Source organism: Mycobacterium colombiense, assembly GCF_003284975.1.
Taxonomy (GTDB): Bacteria; Actinomycetota; Actinomycetes; order Mycobacteriales; family Mycobacteriaceae; genus Mycobacterium; species Mycobacterium europaeum_A.
On the sequence record NZ_QMEU01000026.1, the window covers coordinates 1 to 17,317 of the forward strand.

Genomic DNA, 17,317 nt, shown 5'->3' on the forward strand with positions numbered 1-17,317 from the left:
TGCGCCGCCTGGGCGGACGCGGCAACAGTCCCCTGCTGTCGGCGGCCGCCTACCTGGCCGCGGCCGCCGTATTCGTGGTGCCCACGGTCGCGCTGGCCGTCCCGTGGCTCACCGAGCTGCAACGCCTGTTCAACGTCTGACACCGCGGAGAACCGATCACCCCGGGCGCCTGACTGTTCGCTGTGCCACAGTGTCACCGAAAGCTTTTCGGAAAGTTCTCCAACTTGAGAGGCGACAACATGAGTTCGTCGGATGCCCACTTCGGATCCAAGACCGGCACCGCGCAGATCGGCGTCACGGGCCTGGCCGTGATGGGTTCGAACATCGCCCGCAACTTCGCCCGGCACGGCTATACGGTGGCGCTGCACAACCGGTCGATCGCCAAGACGGATGCGCTGCTCAAAGAGCACGGCGACGAGGGCACGTTCGTGCGGTCGGAGACCATCGCCGAATTCCTGGACGCGCTGGAAAAGCCGCGCCGGGTGCTGATCATGGTCAAGGCCGGTGCGCCCACCGACGCTGTCATCAACGAACTCGCCGACGCCATGGAAGAAGGCGACATCATCATCGACGGCGGCAACGCCCTCTACACCGATACCATCCGCCGGGAGAAGGCCATCCGGGAGCGCGGGCTGCACTTCGTCGGCGCCGGCATCTCCGGTGGCGAAGAGGGCGCGCTCAACGGCCCGTCGATCATGCCCGGCGGTCCGGCCGAGTCGTACGAGTCGCTGGGCCCGCTGCTCGAGGAGATCTCCGCACACGTCGACGGCGTGCCGTGCTGCACCCACATCGGCCCCGACGGCGCCGGACACTTCGTCAAGATGGTGCACAACGGCATCGAGTACTCCGACATGCAGCTGATCGGCGAGGCCTACCAGCTGTTGCGCGACGGGCTCGGCAAGACCGCCCCCGAGATCGCCGACGTGTTCGCCGAGTGGAACAAGGGCGACCTGGACAGTTTTCTGATCGAGATCACCGCCGAGGTGCTGCGCCAGACCGACGCCAAGACCGGCAAGCCGCTGGTCGACCTCATCCTCGACGAGGCCGAACAGAAGGGCACCGGGCGCTGGACCGTGAAGTCCGCCCTGGATCTCGGCGTGCCGGTCACCGGCATCGCCGAGGCGGTGTTCGCCCGCGCGCTGTCGGGCTCGGTGGCGCAGCGCAAGGCCACCACCGGGCTTGCGTCCGGGCAGCTGGGCGAGAAGCCAAGCGACGCAGCGCAATTCATCGACGACGTGAGCAAAGCACTGTACGCGTCGAAGATCATCGCCTACGCCCAGGGCTTCAACCAGATCCAGGCCGGCAGCGCCGAATACGACTGGGACATCACTCCCGGCGACATGGCGACCATCTGGCGCGGGGGCTGCATCATCCGGGCGAAGTTCCTCAACCGGATCAAAGAGGCGTTCGACGAAAACCCCGACCTGCCGACGCTCATCGTCGCGCCCTACTTCCGCAGCGCCATCGAGGAATCGATCGACAGCTGGCGCCGGGTCGTGGTGAAGGCCACCGAACTCGGCATCCCGATCCCCGGGTTCGCCTCGGCGTTGTCCTACTACGACGCGCTGCGCACCGAGCGGTTGCCGGCCGCACTCACTCAGGGCCTGCGCGACTTCTTCGGCGCGCACACCTACGGCCGCATCGACGACGACCCGGCCAAGCGTTTCCACACGCTGTGGAGCGGGGATCGCACCGAAGTGCCCGCGTAGCGGGGACACCACTGGCGTGAAGGGGGCATGAGGGTGGGGCGACTGCGATGAGGTTTCTCGCCGGGCACAGGCCCGCATACGACCTGACCTACAACGACGTGTTCGTGATGCCGAACCGCTCGGAGGTCGCGTCCCGCTTCGACGTCGACCTGTCCACCGACGACGGGTCGGGCACCACGATCCCCGTCGTCGTCGCCAACATGACCGCGGTGGCGGGGCGGCGGATGGCCGAGACGGTGGCGCGGCGCGGCGGGCTCGTCATCTTGCCGCAGGACCTCCCGATCACCGCGGTGCAGCAGACGGTGGAGTTCGTCAAGAGCCGCGACCTGGTGCTCGACACCCCGGTGGTGCTCGGGCCCGACGATTCGGTGTCCGACGCGACCGCCCTGATTCACAAGCGGGCGCACGGGGTCGCGGTGGTGACCTTCGAGGGCCGCCCGCTGGGCCTGGTGAGCGAGTCGTCGTGCCTGGGCGTGGACCGCTTCACCCGGGTGCGCGACGTCGCGATGACCGATTTCGTCAGCGCCCCGGTGGGGACGGACCCGCGCAAGGTCTTCGATCTGCTCGAGCAGTCACCCCTCGGCATCGCGGTGGTGACGAACGCCGACGGCACGCTGGCCGGCGTGCTGACCCGCACCGGCGCCATCCGCGCGGGCCTGTACACCCCGGCGGTCGACGCGCGCGGGCGGCTGCGGGTGGGCGCGGCCGTCGGCATCAACGGCGACGTCGGAGCCAAGGCGCGGTCGCTGGTCGAGGCCGGGATCGACGTGCTGGTCATCGACACGGCGCACGGGCACCAGGTCAAGACCATCGAGGCGATCCGGACCGTCGCGGCGCTGCAGCTGGGCGTGCCGCTGGTGGCCGGCAACGTCGTCTCGGCCGACGGCACCCGTGACCTGCTGGACGCCGGGGCGACCATCGTCAAGGTCGGCGTCGGGCCGGGGGCGATGTGCACCACCCGGATGATGACCGGTGTCGGCCGCCCCCAGTTCTCCGCCGTCGTCGAATGCGCCTCGGCGGCAAGGGAACTGGGTGGGCACGTGTGGGCCGACGGCGGCATCCGGCACCCGCGGGACGTGGCGCTGGCGCTGGCCGCCGGGGCGTCCAACGTGATGATCGGATCGTGGTTCGCCGGCACCTACGAGTCGCCCGGTGACCTGATGCGCGACCGCGATGACCAGCCGTACAAGGAGAGCTACGGCATGGCCTCCAAGCGTGCGGTGGTTGCGCGCAGCGGGGCGGACACGGCGTTCGACCGGGCCCGCAAGGCGCTGTTCGAGGAGGGGATTTCGACGTCCCGGATGGGGCTGGATCCGGCCCGCGGCGGGGTCGAGGACCTGCTCGATCACATCACCTCCGGCGTGCGCAGCACCTGCACCTATGTCGGTGCCGCGAACTTGGCGCAGCTCTACGACCGGGTGGTGATCGGGGTGCAGTCGACCGCGGGCTTCGCCGAGGGGCATCCGCTGCCGCAGGGGTGGTGACTAAAGGTAAGGCTAGCCTTGCCTAACTGTGGCTGCTAACCTACTGCGCCATGACCTCCTCTTCCCCCACCTCCTCGGCCTCCCCCGCCCACGTCAGCCCGGAGCTGCTCAGCATCCTGCGCGACGAGCTGAACGTCGACACGGCCCGCGTGACGCCCGATGCCCGGCTGGTCGACGACGTCGGACTGGATTCGGTGGCCTTCGCCGTGGGCATGGTGGCGATCGAGGAGCGGCTGGGCGTCTCGCTGTCGGAAGAGGAACTACTGAGCTGCGACACGGTCGCGGACCTGCAGGCCGCGATCGCCGCCAAACCCCGCGATGAGTGAACTGGCCGCGGCGCTGACGGACGCGATGCGCACGGGCACCAGTGAACTGGTTGTCTTCGACCGCGAGACGTCGACGTGGGGCCACCATCCCTGGCCGGAAGTGCACGGGCTGGCCGAAAGCACCGCCGCATGGCTGCTCGATCGGGGGCGCCCGGCCGCGGTGGGGCTGGTCGGCGAGCCGACCCTTGCGTTCGTCGCCGCCATCCAGGGCGCGTGGCTCGCGGGCGCCGCCGTGTCGATCCTGCCCGGTCCGGTGCGCGGCGCCGAAGGCCGGCAATGGGCGGCCTCGACGCTGGCCCGGTTCAGCGGCATCGGCGTGCGCACCGTCTTGAGCCACGGCTCGCAGCTGGACGGCTTGCAGGCGGTGGATCCGCCGGGCGACATGGTCATCGAAAGCCTTGCCGCAGCGGCACATACGGGCCGCTCATGCGCCGCGGTTGCCGCCGGGGGTAATCCGGCGATCTTGCAGGGGACGGCGGGATCCACCGGCTCGCCCAAGACGGCCATGCTGTCGCCGGGCGCGGTGCTGGCCAACCTGCGGGGGCTCAATCGGCGCCTCTGCGTGACGTCGGCCGATGTCGGCTGCTCGTGGCTGCCGCTCTATCACGACATGGGCCTGTCCTTCCTGCTCGCCTCGGCGCTGGGCGGGATGTCGCTATGGCTGGCGCCGACGGCGGCTTTCACCGCCTCGCCGTTTCGCTGGCTGAGCTGGCTCTCGGAGAGCCGGACGACGATCACCGCCGCGCCCAACTTCGCCTACAACCTGCTGGGCAGGTACGCCCGCCGGGTGTCCGACGTCGACCTGGGCGCGGTGCGGGTGGCCATCAACGGTGGCGAACCGGTCGACTGCGAGGGATACCAACGGTTCACCGACGCGATGGCCCCGTTCGGATTCGACGCCGGTGCCGCCACCCCGTCCTACGGGCTGGCCGAATCGACCTGCGCCGTCACCGTGCCCGCGCCGGGCACCGGGCTGCGCGTCGCCAGCATCGCAGGCGAGACCGGAACGCGTCGCCACGCGGTGCTGGGCCAGCCGATTCCGGGCACCGAGATCCGCATCACGCCGCACGACGACGCCGACGGCGACATCGGCGAGATCGAGATCCGGGGCGCCTCGCTGATGGACGGTTACCGCGACCACCCGCCGCTGGACCGCGAAGACTGGCTTCCCACCGGGGATCTCGGCTTCTTCGACGAAGCCGGGCTGGTGGTGTGCGGGCGGGCCAAGGAGCTCATCACCCTCGCGGGTCGCAACATCTTCCCGACCGAGGTCGAGACGGTCGCCGCCGGGGTCTGCGGGGTCCGCGAGGGCGCCGTGGTGGCGCTGGGCAGCGGCGAGCGGTCCGCTCGCCCGGGCCTGATCGTCGCCGCCGAATTCCGCAGGGCGGATCAGGCGGGCGCCCGAGCCGAAATCATTCAGCGCGTCGCGTCCATGTGCGGCGTCGTTCCCTCCGACGTGATCTTCATGGCACCGGGGTCGCTGCCCCGCACGTCGTCGGGCAAACTGCGCCGGCTGGAAGTCCGGCGCGCTCTGGAGGCGGTGGACTAAGTGACGACAACATCCGTGCCGACCGAGGCACCCGACACCACCCTCGACGACTACCGGCGCCTGCTCGCCGGCGCGTTGGACGACCGGGTGCTGGCCTGGACGACCGAAGCCGAAGCGCGGCAACGCTTTCCGCGTGATCTGATCGAGCACCTGGGCACCTGCGGGGTGTTCAGCCAGAAGTGGGGCACCGGACCGCTGCCCGACGTGGCCCGGCTGGTGGAACTGGCGCTCGCGCTGGGCGGGCTGTCGTCGGCCGGCATCGGGGTCGGCGTCAGCCTGCACGACTCGGCCATCTGTGTGCTGCGCCGATTCGGCAAGTCGGACTACCTCAAGGACATCTGCGAGCGGGCGATCCACGGCCAGGCCGTGCTGTGCATCGGGGCCTCCGAGGAGTCGGGCGGGTCGGACCTGCAGATCGTTCGCACCGAAATATCCTCTCGGGACGGCGGTTTCGACGTTCGCGGCATCAAGAAGTTCGTGTCGCTGTCCCCCATCGCCGACCACATCATGGTGGTGGCCCGCAGCGTCGACCACGACTCGGCCAGCAAACACGGCAACGTCGCGCTGATCGCGGTGCCCACCGCGCAGGTCAGCGTGCAGCAGCCCTACAACAAGCTCGGCGCCGGGCCGCTGGACACCGCCGCCGTGCACATCGACACCTGGGTGCCCGCCGACGCCCTGGTCGCGCGGGCCGGCACCGGGCTGGCCGCCATCAGCTGGGGACTGGCGCACGAACGAATGTCGATCGCCGGGCAGATCGCCGCGTCGTGCCAACGGGCGATCGGAATCACTTTGGCCCGCATGATGACTCGGCGTCAGTTCGGCCACACGCTGTTCGAGCATCAGGCGTTGCGACTGCGGATGGCGGATCTGCAGGCGCGCGTCGATCTGTTGCGACACGGACTGAACGGCATTGCGGCGCAGGGCCGTTTGGACCTGCGCGCCGCCGCGGGCGTCAAGGTGACCGCGGCCCGCCTCGGTGAGGAAGTGATGTCGGAGTGCATGCACATCTTCGGCGGCTCGGGATATCTCGTCGATGAGACGCCGCTGGGGGCGTGGTGGCGCGACATGAAGCTGGCCCGGGTCGGTGGCGGCACCGACGAGGTGTTGTGGGAGTTGGTGGCCGCCGCGATGACGCCCGATTACCGCGGCTACGAGTCGGTGATCGGGGCTTCCAGCGCGTAGAGCGCCATGCGCCGGTTGGTCGTGTCGTGCTCGCCGAGGAACTTGCATCCCGCGTACTCGCACAGCCGGCGCGCGGCGGTGTTGCGGTGATCGGGGTCGAACATGACCCGCCGGCACCGAGGCTCCAGCGCGAAGACGCTGGCCACTATCCGGGGCAACAGCATCGGGCCTAGGCCGCGGTTCACCAGCTTCAGGTCCGCGATCGCGGCGTGTAGCCCCAGGTCGTACGGCTCGGCGTCGTAGTGGCGCGAGATAAGATCCTTTGCGCCCCAATACAGTTCGAGGTAGGCGCAATCCCTGCCCCGGATGCTGCCGAGCAACGGCAGGGAATACGTTCCGTCCAGCTGGGCGCTCAGGTGCTGGCGCCACCGGGGCGCCGGCCAGTCGTATTCCCAGGCCTGCGCCAGATGCGGACGATTCATCCACTCGGTCACCATGTCCGCGTCCTCGAGGTGCGCCACGCGCATGGCGAAGGGCGGCTCCAGCGTGGGAACCGGTGGGCGGGGGATACGAGCCACGTCGTCGGGGATGTCGAAGCGTTCGCGCGGCAGGACGTGAATGGACGGCGTCTGAGCGTCGGACATAGTGCGCAGAGCCTACCGGGTAAGGTTAGCCAAACCATAGTTGGGCCGGGCCGATGAGCCGATGCGGTCGGCTGCCCGCGCTGGGCGGCGCCGTGCGGCGGCGGCCCGGGCTAGCATAAGACAGCAAAGACGGAAGCAACCGCGACCGCCTCGCCATCTGGCAGCGAAAGGATCGACGTGCCGCAGGCACCCGGGCAGGCCATCGGCTTGCGGGCGCACGGGCGGTCCGACGAATCGCCCGATGCGGAGCCTCCCCCGGCGCCTTTTCTCCTGATCGGCGTTCTCGCGTCGGGGCGGCGTAAGTCATGAACGTCACCGTCACCGTGATCAGCGTTGTGGCGATCGCGGTGCTCATCTTCGGCAACGCCGTCTTCGTCGCCGCGGAGTTCTCGCTGACCACCCTCGACCGCAGCGCGGTGGAGGCCAACGCCCGCGGCGGTGGTCGGCGGGACCGTTGGATCCGCCGCGCCCACCACCGGCTGTCGTTCCAACTGTCCGGCGCCCAGTTGGGCATCTCGGTCACCACCCTGGCGGCCGGTTACCTGACCGATCCGATGGTGGACGACCTGCCGCACCCGTGGCTGGATGCCGTCGGCATACCCGACAAGGTCGGCGACGCGATCATGGCTTTTGTTGTGCTGGTGATCGTGACCTCGGTGTCGATGGTGTTCGGCGAGCTCGTCCCCAAGTACCTCGCGGTGGCCCGGCCGCTGTCCACGGCGCGCGCGGTCGTCAGCGCCCAGTTGGTGTTCTCGCTGCTGCTGACCCCGGCGATCCGCCTGACCAACGGCGCGGCCAACTGGATCGTGCGCCGGCTGGGCGTCGAACCCGCCGAGGAGTTGCGGTCGGCTCGCTCCCCGCAGGAGCTGCTGTCGCTGGTGCGTTCGTCGGCGCGCAGCGGCGCGCTGGACGCCGCCACGGCCGCCTTGGTGCGCCGATCGCTGCAGTTCGGCACGCTCAGCGCCGAGGAGCTGATGACGCCCCGCTCCAAGATCGTGGCGCTGCAGACCGACGACACCGTCGCCGACCTGGTGACCGCGGCCGCCGAGTCCGGCTTCTCCCGCTTCCCCATCGTCGATGGTGACCTCGACGAGACGGTCGGCATCGTGCACGTCAAGCAGGTGTTCGCCATCCCGCGCACCGAACGGGGCCGCACCCGGCTGATCACGGTGGCCCAACCCGTTCCGAAGGTGCCGTCCACCCTGGACGGCGACGCGGTGATGGCCGAGATCCGGGCCAACAGCCTGCAGACCGCGCTGGTCGTCGACGAGTACGGCGGCACCGCCGGCATGGTGACCGTCGAGGACCTGATCGAAGAGATCGTCGGCGACGTCCGCGACGAGCACGACGATGCCACCCCGGACGTGGTGCCCGCCGGCAGTGGCTGGCGGGTCTCGGGCCTGCTGCGCATCGACGAGGTGGCCACCGCGATCGGTTTCCGAGCGCCGGAGGGCCCCTACGAGACCATCGGCGGCCTGGTGCTGCGCGAGATCGGTCACATCCCGGTGGCCGGCGACACGGTCAAGCTGCCCGCACTGGACGCCGACGGCCTGTTGGACGCGGTGACCCGCTGGCAGGCGACGGTCATCCGGATGGACGGCCGCCGGATCGACCTGCTGGAGCTGATCGAACTGAGCAATCACGGCGAGATCCCCGCCGCCGGGGGGCGCCGATGAGCGACACCATGGGCCTGCTGCTGGCCTGCCTGCTGATCGGCGTGAACGCGTTCTTCGTCGGCGCGGAGTTCTCGCTGATCTCGGCGCGCCGCGACCGCCTCGAGGCGCTGGCCGAGCAGGGCAAAGCGGCCGCGGTCACGGTGATCCGCGCCGGGGAGCAGCTGCCGTCGATGCTGGCCGGGGCCCAGTTGGGCGTCACGGCCGCGTCGCTGCTGCTCGGGCGGATCGGGGAGTCGGCGGTGTCCAATCTGCTGCGAACGACGCTGGGGCTCACCGGAATTCACCCGGCGCTGCTGCACACGCTGTCGTTCGCGATCGCGCTGGCGATCGTGGTGACCCTGCACGTGTTGCTGGGCGAAATGGTGCCGAAGAACATCGCACTGGCCGGCCCGGAGCGCACCGCGATGCTGCTCGTCCCGCCGTACCTGGCCTACGTGCGGGCCGCCCGCCCCTTCATCGTGTTCTACAACAAGTGCGCCAACGTGGTGGTGCGCGCGTTCGGCGTCGAACCCAAGGACGAGCTGGAGATCACAGTCTCACCCGTCGAGCTCAGCGAGATGATCGCCGAGTCCGAGTCCGAGGGCTTGCTGGACCGCGAGGAACGCACCCGGCTGACCCGGGCGCTGCAAATTCGCCACCGCGTGGTCGGTGACGTGGCGGTCCCCCTCGCCGCGGTGCACGCGGTTCCGGTGGCCGCGGCGGGCTCGGGGCCGACGGTCGGGGCGGTCGAGCAGGCGCTGGCCCAAACCGGCTATTCCAGGTTCCCGGTGGCCAGCGTCAGCGGCGTGTTCGTTGGATATCTGCACATCAAGGACGTGCTGACGCTCGACGACGATCCGCGGACGGTGATCGATCTGGCGATGGTGCGGCCGCTGCCGCGGCTGTCCCGGTCACTGCCGCTGGCCGACGCGCTGTCCCGGATGCGCCGCAGCAACAGCCATCTGGCGTTGGTCACCGGCGAGACCGGCGCCGTGGTCGCCATGGTGGCGATGGAAGACCTGGTGGAAGACCTGGTCGGGACCATGCGCGAGGCGTAGCGCACTGGCCGGCCGGAGCGACTGCGCGCAGCCCGTATGATCTTCACGGCTACCAGTTAAGAAAGTGCTGGAGGGCGGGCAACCGCGGGCGCGCGGAACATGCGTTGCTGGACACGGATCCCGGTGCTCGCCGCAGCGTCGTTCTTGGGGCTGTCAGCGTGGCCTGACCTGCGCCTGCCGGGTCGGGCGAATAACGCTCACCGCGCTGCGCTCGGTAGGCTTATGACATTGCCAATCTGGGCCTGTCCGGCCCATGGACGGCCCATGGACGGTCCAGTGCGGCCCACGACGGAGGAGAATCATGACTGATCGCGTGTCGGCGGGGAACCTGCGCGTCGCCCGAGTGCTGTACGACTTCGTGAACAACGAGGCGCTGCCCGGCACCGACATCGATCCGGACAGCTTTTGGGCGGGTGTCGACAAGGTCGTGACCGACCTCACCCCGAAGAACCAGGACCTGCTGAAGCGCCGCGACGAGTTGCAGGCCCAGATCGACAAGTGGCACCGGAGCCGCGTCATCGCGCCGCTCGACATCGACGAGTACCGTCAGTTCCTCATCGAAATCGGTTATCTGCTGCCCGAACCCGCGGACTTCACCATCACGACCTCCGGCGTCGACGACGAGATCACCACGACCGCCGGCCCGCAGCTGGTGGTGCCGGTGCTGAACGCACGCTTCGCGCTGAACGCCGCCAACGCCCGGTGGGGCTCGCTGTACGACGCGCTGTACGGCACCGACGTCATCCCGGAAGACGACGGCGCCGAAAAGGGGTCGAGCTACAACAAGGTCCGCGGCGACAAGGTGATCGCCTACGCCCGCAAGTTCCTCGACGAAGCGGTGCCGCTGGAATCCGGGTCGTGGGCCGACGCGACGGGCCTGTCCGTCGAGGACGGCCAGCTCAAGATCGCGACCGCCGACGGCTCCGTCGGCCTGGCCAGCCCGGAGAAGTTCGCCGGCTACACCGGCGACCTCGGCTCCCCCAGCTGGTCGGTCCTGCTGGTCAATCACGGCCTGCACATCGAGATTCTGATCGATCCGGAATCGCCGATCGGCAAGACCGACTCGGCCGGCATCAAGGACGTGGTCCTGGAATCGGCCATCACCACGATCATGGACTTCGAGGACTCGGTGGCCGCCGTCGACGCCGACGACAAGGTGCTCGGCTACCGCAACTGGCTCGGGCTGAACAGGGGCGATCTGTCCGAAGAGGTCGACAAGGACGGCAAGACCTTCACCCGGGTGCTCAACGAGGACCGCACCTACAAGACACCCGACGGCGAGGGCGAGCTGACCCTGCCCGGCCGCAGCCTGCTGTTCGTGCGCAACGTGGGTCACCTGATGACCAACGACGCGATCGTCGACGGTGAGGGCAACGAGGTGTTCGAGGGCATCATGGATGCGCTGTTCACCGGGCTGACCGCGATCCACGGGCTCAAGACCGGCTCGGACAACGACGGGGTGAACGGTCCGCTACAAAACAGCCGCACCGGGTCCATCTACATCGTCAAGCCCAAGATGCACGGACCCGACGAGGTCGCGTTCACCTGCGAGCTGTTCAGCCGCGTCGAAGACGTCCTCGGCCTGCCCCAGGGCACCCTGAAGGTCGGCATCATGGACGAGGAACGGCGCACCACCGTCAACCTCAAGGCCTGCATCAAGGCCGCGGCCGACCGGGTCGTGTTCATCAACACGGGCTTCCTGGACCGCACCGGCGACGAGATCCACACCTCCATGGAGGCCGGCCCGATGATCCGCAAGGGCGCGATGAAGAGCACCGCGTGGATCAAGGCCTACGAGGACGCCAACGTCGACATCGGGCTGGCGGCCGGCTTCAAGGGTAAGGCTCAGATCGGTAAGGGCATGTGGGCGATGACCGAACTGATGGCCGACATGGTCGAACAGAAGATCGGCCAGCCCAAAGCGGGCGCGACCACCGCCTGGGTGCCCTCGCCGACGGCGGCCACCCTGCACGCGATGCACTACCACTACGTCGACGTCGGCGCCGTGCAGGAGGAACTCGCCGGCAAGAAGCGCACCAAGATCGAGGAGTTGCTGACCATCCCGCTGGCCAAGGAACTGGCCTGGGCCTCCGAGGAGATCCGCGAAGAGGTCGACAACAACTGCCAGTCCATCCTGGGCTACGTGGTGCGCTGGGTGGCTCAGGGCGTCGGCTGCTCCAAGGTGCCCGACATCCACGACGTGGCGCTCATGGAAGACCGTGCCACGCTGCGGATTTCGAGCCAGCTGCTGGCCAACTGGCTGCGCCACGGCGTGATCACCGAGGAGGACGTGCGGGCCAGCCTGGAGCGGATGGCCCCGCTGGTCGACGAGCAGAACGCCAAGGACGCGGCCTACAAGCCGATGGCGCCCAACTTCGACGACAGCCTGGCCTTCCTCGCCGCCCAGGACCTGATCCTGACCGGAACGCAGCAGCCCAACGGCTACACCGAGCCGATCCTGCATCGCCGTCGGCGGGAAGCCAAGGCAGCCGGCCCGCAGAATTGAGCCCCCGCTCAGTTCCGGTTCGAAACGTGGCATAGCGCCGCCGATGACTAAGATCGGCGCCGAGTTAACGATGGATCGACGGAAAGGCCGAGGGCACTGCTATGGGTAGGCACAGTGCGCCCGACCCTGACGACTCCCTCGACGAGCCATCTCGCGACGACGCCGTCGACGAGCCGTCTCGAGGGCTAGAGGCAGGAGATCACCGCCGGGATGCCGGCGCGGATTCGGGAGCCGACCTGTACTCGGACGACGATGACTACGCCGACGAGGGTGACTATGCCGACGAGGGTGACCATCCCGACGACGCCTATCCGGCCGATGATGCCTTCGTAGCCGGCGCCGCCGACGACTACCCGGAATTCCCGTCACGGCAGGCGGCCCCGTCGAAGCCTGAGCCGGCGGCCGCATCGCCGTCGCTCTTCCGGGGCGGGCATCGCGGGCTCGGCGATTGGCGGGGCGGTCACCGCAGCGAGGCTGGCCGTCGCGGCGTCAGCATCGGCGTGATCGTGGCGCTTATCGCGGTCGTGGTGGTGGTGGGATCGGTCATCCTGTGGAGCTTCTTCGGTGACGCGTTGTCAAAGCGTTCACACAAGGCGGCCGGCGGCTGCGTCGGGGGCCAGGAGACGGTGCCCGTCGTGGCCGATCCGTCCATCGCCGATGCCATCGGGCAATTCGCGGAGAGCTACAACAAGTCCGCCGGGCCGATCGGTGACCGCTGCATGGTGGTGAGCGTCAAGCCGGCCAACTCCGACGCCGTGCTGAACGGTTTCATCGGCAAGTGGCCCGCGGAACTGGGCGGCCAGCCGGCGCTGTGGATTCCGGGCAGTTCGCTCTCCGCCGCGCGTCTCGCCGGCGCCACGGCGCAAAAGACCGTCACCGAGAGCCATTCGCTGGCCACCTCGCCGGTGGTGCTGGCCATCCGTCCCCAACTCGCGCCGGCCCTGGCGAACCAGAACTGGGCGGCGCTGCCCGGGCTGCAAACCAATCCGAATGCGTTGGCGGGGTTGAATCTACCGGGATGGGGCTCGCTGCGCCTGGCGCTACCGATGAACGGCAATGCGGACGCCTCGTTTCTGGCCGGCGAGGCGGTGGCGGCCGCGTCGGTGCCGCCCGGCGCACCGGTGACGCAGGGCACCGGCGCGGTGCGCAGCCTGTTGAGCGCGCAACCCAAGCTGGCCGACAACTCGCTGACCGAGGCGATGAATACCCTGCTGAAGCCCGGTGACGCCGCGACCGCGCCGGTGCACGCGGTGGTCACCACCGAACAGCAACTGTTCCAGCGCGGGCAATCGTTGCCAGACGCCAAGGGCGCGTTGGCCTTCTGGCTGCCGCCCGGGTCCGCGGCGGTTGCCGACTACCCCACCGTTCTGCTCAGCGGCTCATGGCTCACCCGCGAACAGGCCTCGGCGGCCAGCGAGTTCTCGCGATTCATGCACAAGTCCGACCAGCAGGCCAAGTTGGCCAAGGCCGGCTTCCGCGTCAACGGGGTGAAACCGCCGAGCAGCCCGGTCACCAATTTCCCGTCGCTGCCCGCGGCGCTGTCAGTTGGCGACGACGCGATGCGCGCCACCCTCGCCGAGGCGATGGCCAGCCCGTCGAGCGGACAGGCCACGACCATCATGCTCGACCAGTCGATGCCCGGTCAGGAAGGCGGAAAAACCCGGCTGGCCAACGTGGTCGGGGCGCTGCAGGACAGGATCAAGGCGCTGCCCGCGTCCGCGGTGGTGGGCCTGTGGACGTTCGACGGCCACGAGGGCCGTTCGGAGGTGGCCAGCGGCCCGTTGTCCGACCCCGTCAATCCCTCCAGCGGCCAGCCGCGTTCGGCCGCGCTGGCCGCCGCGCTGGACAAGCAGTACTCGTCGGGCGGTGGCGCGGTCTCATTCACCACCCTGCGGATGCTCTACCAGGACATGCAGGCCAATTATCATGCGGGCCAGAATAATTCGATTCTATTGATCACCGCGGGGCCACACACCGACCAGACGCTGGACGGGCCGGGGCTACAGGACTTCATCCGCAAGAGTGCCGATCCGGCCAAGCCCATCGCGGTGAACGTCATCGATTTCGGGGCCGACCCGGACCGCGCGACCTGGGAAGCGGTCGCCCAACTCAGCGGCGGCAGCTACCAGAACCTCGCGACGTCGGCGACCCCCGACCTCGCGTCGGCGGTCAACAACTTTCTGAGCTGACGGCGCTGACCGGCCCGGCCCACCCAGCGCGTAGCCGATGCGGCGAGGGAGAGCCGGCGCGGCAACCTATCGCCTGATAGGGCTGGATGCCGCCTGTCGCCGGCGGATGCGAAAACGAAGATCGCGGTCGCTGCGTTATCAGAGCCCGCGTTCGCGCCGATACCGAATGAATCCGTCGCCGCCCCTGTCCAACGACGGCGGTCTGTGCCAGACTCCACGATAGAATCCGCCTTGATTTCTATCAGGCGTGGGCTGAGGGAGACTAGTCGAAGATGGCCGCCGCACCAGCCGGCCCGGCGCTGACGCCGGCGCATCTCGCGGACACTGGTCGCGGTGCGGGCATTGGACCGCGCGCTGCCCGCCAGGGTCCGCTACCCCGCGGCGCACCGCGGCGAGCCGGCGTTCGAATCCGTCTGAGCTATCAGTTAAGTCAGGAAGGCACAGCATGGCCCATCCCCTGCCCACCGGCCCGGAGGACGCGGCGGTGCCGCCGGATCGGGGTGCCCGGCGGGCGGACACCGATTCCCTCGACACCGCGTTTCTGGCCGAGGAAATGTCGCCCTGGCTGTCCCCGGCCTACGGTGCGGCGAACGTCGTGATGCAACTGGCGAATCCGGGTGTGGCCTATGGGGTGATGGAGAGCAAGGTCGACAGCGGCAACCTGTACAAGCATCCCTTCAAAAGGGCCCGAACCACCTTCACCTACATTGCGGTGGCGATCGCCGGAAATGCCAACGACCGCAAGGTTTATCGGGACGCGGTCAACGCCGCGCACATCCAGGTGCGCTCCGGGCCGCAAAGCCCGGTGCGCTACAACGCCTTTGACCCCGCGCTGCAGCTCTGGGTGGCGTCCTGCATGGCCGCGGTCTTTGAGGACACCCGCAAGCTGCGGGGCGGCCGCTCGCGGCGAGACCCCGAGGCGGTGCACCGGGCCGCATCGGTGTTCGCCACCACGCTGCAGGTGCCGCGCGACATGTGGCCCGCCGACCTGGACGCGGCCGCCCGCTATTGGCATGACCAACTCGATCGGCTCGACTTCGACGACCGGATGCGCAGCTATCTGACCGGCATCGCGCGCCTCGATTTCCTGCCCACACCCATCCCGGCGCTGTTCGGCGGATGGAACCTCTTCATGACCCTTGGCTACCTGCCCCCGCAGCTGCGCGACAAGCTCGGGTTCGCCTGGTCGGACGCGCAGCAACGCCGATTCGACCGCTGGCAGCGCATCTTCGGGCTACTGGACCTGTTCACCCCGCGGTTCCTGGTGCGCCTCGGCGTACATGCGGTGGTGTGGGACATGCGATTGCGTCACCGGATCGGCGCGACGGTGGTGTGACCCGACCCGGCTAAGGAGGACCGGCATGACGACGACGGCGAGTTTCCATGACAGCATGCCCGGCGCGGCGTCGAAACCGGATGCGACGCAACGGGAATTGGCGGACGACGTGCGGTGGTTCGCGGGCTCGCCGTTGGCGGCGGCGTTCGGCCGCCTGGCCCTCGACCAGGTGGCGCACCGCGAAATCGCGGCGGCGGTGGACCGCAGCGGCCGGTTCGCGGACAACTTCACCGACCGCGGCATCCGCAGTTTCGCGTTCACCGCCCTGGCGACCTTCGGCGATAGTGCGGACGCGCGGACGTCGCGGGCCGACCTGAAGCGATTGCATCGAGACGTGCGGGGCGCCGGCAAGGACTCGTTCAGCGACACCCGCTACAGCGCACTGAATCCCGACGTATGGATCTGGGTGGCGGTGAGCGGCCTCAACCTGCTGTATCAGGCCTATCTGCGGGTGTGCGGTCGCCGGCTCACCGCGGCCGAGAAGGAGGTCGTCTACCAGACGCTGCGGGGCGAGGTGCAGTTCCTGGAATTGCCCAGCAAGCAGGCGAAGCTGCCGGCGACGCTGCACGACATGCTCGAGTACTACGACTCCGTCGCCTCGAAAGACCTGGCGGACAACGAATTCCTGCAATTCGCCAAGCGCAGTTTCGTCGCGCCGCCCATCCCGAAGTTGTTGGTACCCAAACAAGTTCGGCCAGTGCTGCGACTGGTCTGGCCGGTGATGACGGCGCTGGCGTCGCGGCCGATGGTCGTGTGTTCCGCCGCGGTCGCCCATCCGACCATGCGCGAACTGCTGGGCGTGCGGCGGAGTGCGCGCGAGCAATTCGAGTTCGCCGTCTATGTTGCCGCGTTGCAGCTGGGCTGGCGATGGTTGCCGCGCCGGCTCGCCCTGGAGCCGTTGGCCTACAACCGCTACCAGTACGAGCGGCTCCGCGACCGCTATCGCTCGGTGCTGCTGGATTCCTTCGCCGCGCCCGACCGGCCTGATTCGGCACCCTAGGTCGCCGAAGCGCCCGGCGACGCCGACGCGGGCGTCCCATAGCGCACAATCGTCGTGACACCCCGATCGGCTGGAGGCCAGATGGTAGACCCCGCGATGCTGCTCGGCTTGGTGTCCGACGGCCTGGCCACCCTCGATCCGACCGCGCGCACCATCGTCACCGCGGCGCGCACCTGTTTTACCGAGCGCGGATTTTCCAACACCACCATGCAGGACATCGCCAACACCGCCGGTGTCGGCGTCGCCACGGTCTACCGCCGGTTCCGGCACAAGCGAAACCTGGTGCGGCTGACCATCATGGACGAGTCGCTACGGCTCAGCACGCTGGTCTCCGAGGTCGCCGGCCGGGCGTCGACACCGCAAGAAGGGATCGCCGAAGTCTTCGCCGCCTTCGTTCACGAAGCCTCGGCGCCCAAGCTGCTGACCCGAAGCATCCGCGAATCACCCGCCGCCGGGGAGCTGACCGCCTACCTGACCGATGAGAACCTGATCGCCATGACCCGCGGCTACATCGCCGCGTGGCTTCGCCGCTGGCAGGAGCGCGGCGAGCTGGCGGCCGATCTCGACACCGAGATCGTCGGCGAGATGATCGGGCGGCTGATCATCTCGCTGATCAAGACGCCGCAATCGACCATCCCGATCTACAACCTGAGCCAGGCCCGCGATTTCGCCCGCCGGTATCTGGTGCCGTTGGTGGTGCAGGCGCCGGCGACGACACCCGGCTGAGGGCCGGCCG

13 protein-coding genes and 1 pseudogene are annotated in these 17,317 nt (G+C 68.9%); 13 read left to right on the top strand and 1 reads right to left on the bottom strand.

Features of this window, described 5'->3' with window-relative positions; genetic code table 11:
* From DQP58_RS11560 to mbtN, 6 genes and pseudogenes are all read left to right on the top strand, one after another.
* Positions 1-140: pseudogene (locus DQP58_RS11560) on the top strand (M56 family metallopeptidase); the annotation flags it as partial.
* A gap of 99 nt (positions 141-239) precedes the next feature.
* Entirely contained in the window at positions 240-1,709 is a 1,470-nt protein-coding gene (gene gndA / locus DQP58_RS11565) for an NADP-dependent phosphogluconate dehydrogenase (protein WP_112708527.1), read from the top strand.
* Positions 1,710-1,756: 47 nt separating this feature from the next.
* Positions 1,757-3,193, top strand: a complete 1,437-nt coding sequence (locus DQP58_RS11570) for a GuaB1 family IMP dehydrogenase-related protein (RefSeq protein WP_112708528.1) — start codon at positions 1,757-1,759, stop codon at positions 3,191-3,193.
* A 50-nt stretch (positions 3,194-3,243) separates the two neighbouring features.
* Positions 3,244-3,519: an acyl carrier protein gene (locus tag DQP58_RS11575; RefSeq protein WP_112708529.1), complete on the top strand. Its 276-nt coding sequence runs from the start codon at positions 3,244-3,246 to the stop codon at positions 3,517-3,519.
* Complete coding sequence (gene mbtM / locus DQP58_RS11580) at positions 3,512-5,068, top strand: long-chain-fatty acid--ACP ligase MbtM (RefSeq protein ID WP_112708530.1); 1,557 nt, start codon at positions 3,512-3,514, stop codon at positions 5,066-5,068. Before DQP58_RS11575 ends, mbtM begins: the two co-directional genes overlap by 8 nt.
* On the top strand, positions 5,069-6,253 hold the full coding sequence (mbtN, locus tag DQP58_RS11585) for a mycobactin biosynthesis acyl-ACP dehydrogenase MbtN (protein ID WP_430915904.1): 1,185 nt from the start codon (positions 5,069-5,071) through the stop codon (positions 6,251-6,253).
* Here the strand turns inward: mbtN and DQP58_RS11590 are convergent.
* A complete protein-coding gene (locus DQP58_RS11590; RefSeq protein ID WP_112708532.1) occupies positions 6,220-6,837 on the bottom strand; it encodes a GNAT family N-acetyltransferase in 618 nt (205 codons plus the stop codon). The two genes, mbtN and DQP58_RS11590, sit on opposite strands and share 34 nt — an antisense overlap.
* Positions 6,838-7,142: 305 nt before the next feature.
* Between DQP58_RS11590 and DQP58_RS11595 the strand changes: the two genes are divergently transcribed.
* From DQP58_RS11595 to DQP58_RS11625, 7 genes are all read left to right on the top strand, one after another.
* Entirely contained in the window at positions 7,143-8,513 is a 1,371-nt protein-coding gene (locus DQP58_RS11595) for a hemolysin family protein (RefSeq protein WP_112708533.1), read from the top strand.
* The gene (locus DQP58_RS11600; RefSeq protein WP_066872762.1) at positions 8,510-9,550 is read left to right on the top strand and encodes a hemolysin family protein; all 1,041 of its coding nucleotides are present in this window, start codon (positions 8,510-8,512) and stop codon (positions 9,548-9,550) included. The genes DQP58_RS11595 and DQP58_RS11600 overlap by 4 nt, the downstream gene beginning before the upstream one ends.
* A 301-nt stretch (positions 9,551-9,851) precedes the next feature.
* Entirely contained in the window at positions 9,852-12,056 is a 2,205-nt protein-coding gene (locus DQP58_RS11605; protein WP_112708534.1) for a malate synthase G, read from the top strand.
* A 101-nt stretch (positions 12,057-12,157) separates the two neighbouring features.
* A complete protein-coding gene (locus DQP58_RS11610) occupies positions 12,158-14,245 on the top strand; it encodes a substrate-binding domain-containing protein (protein ID WP_112708535.1) in 2,088 nt (695 codons plus the stop codon).
* A 445-nt stretch (positions 14,246-14,690) separates the two neighbouring features.
* Positions 14,691-15,581 (top strand): oxygenase MpaB family protein, encoded by an 891-nt coding sequence (locus DQP58_RS11615; protein ID WP_112708536.1) that lies wholly within the window; start codon positions 14,691-14,693, stop codon positions 15,579-15,581.
* Positions 15,582-15,636: 55 nt separating this feature from the next.
* Positions 15,637-16,581 (top strand): oxygenase MpaB family protein, encoded by a 945-nt coding sequence (locus DQP58_RS11620; RefSeq protein WP_240629758.1) that lies wholly within the window; start codon positions 15,637-15,639, stop codon positions 16,579-16,581.
* Between the two features lie 81 nt (positions 16,582-16,662).
* Positions 16,663-17,307 (top strand): TetR/AcrR family transcriptional regulator, encoded by a 645-nt coding sequence (locus tag DQP58_RS11625; protein ID WP_112708538.1) that lies wholly within the window; start codon positions 16,663-16,665, stop codon positions 17,305-17,307.
* Positions 17,308-17,317: the final 10 nt, after the last annotated feature.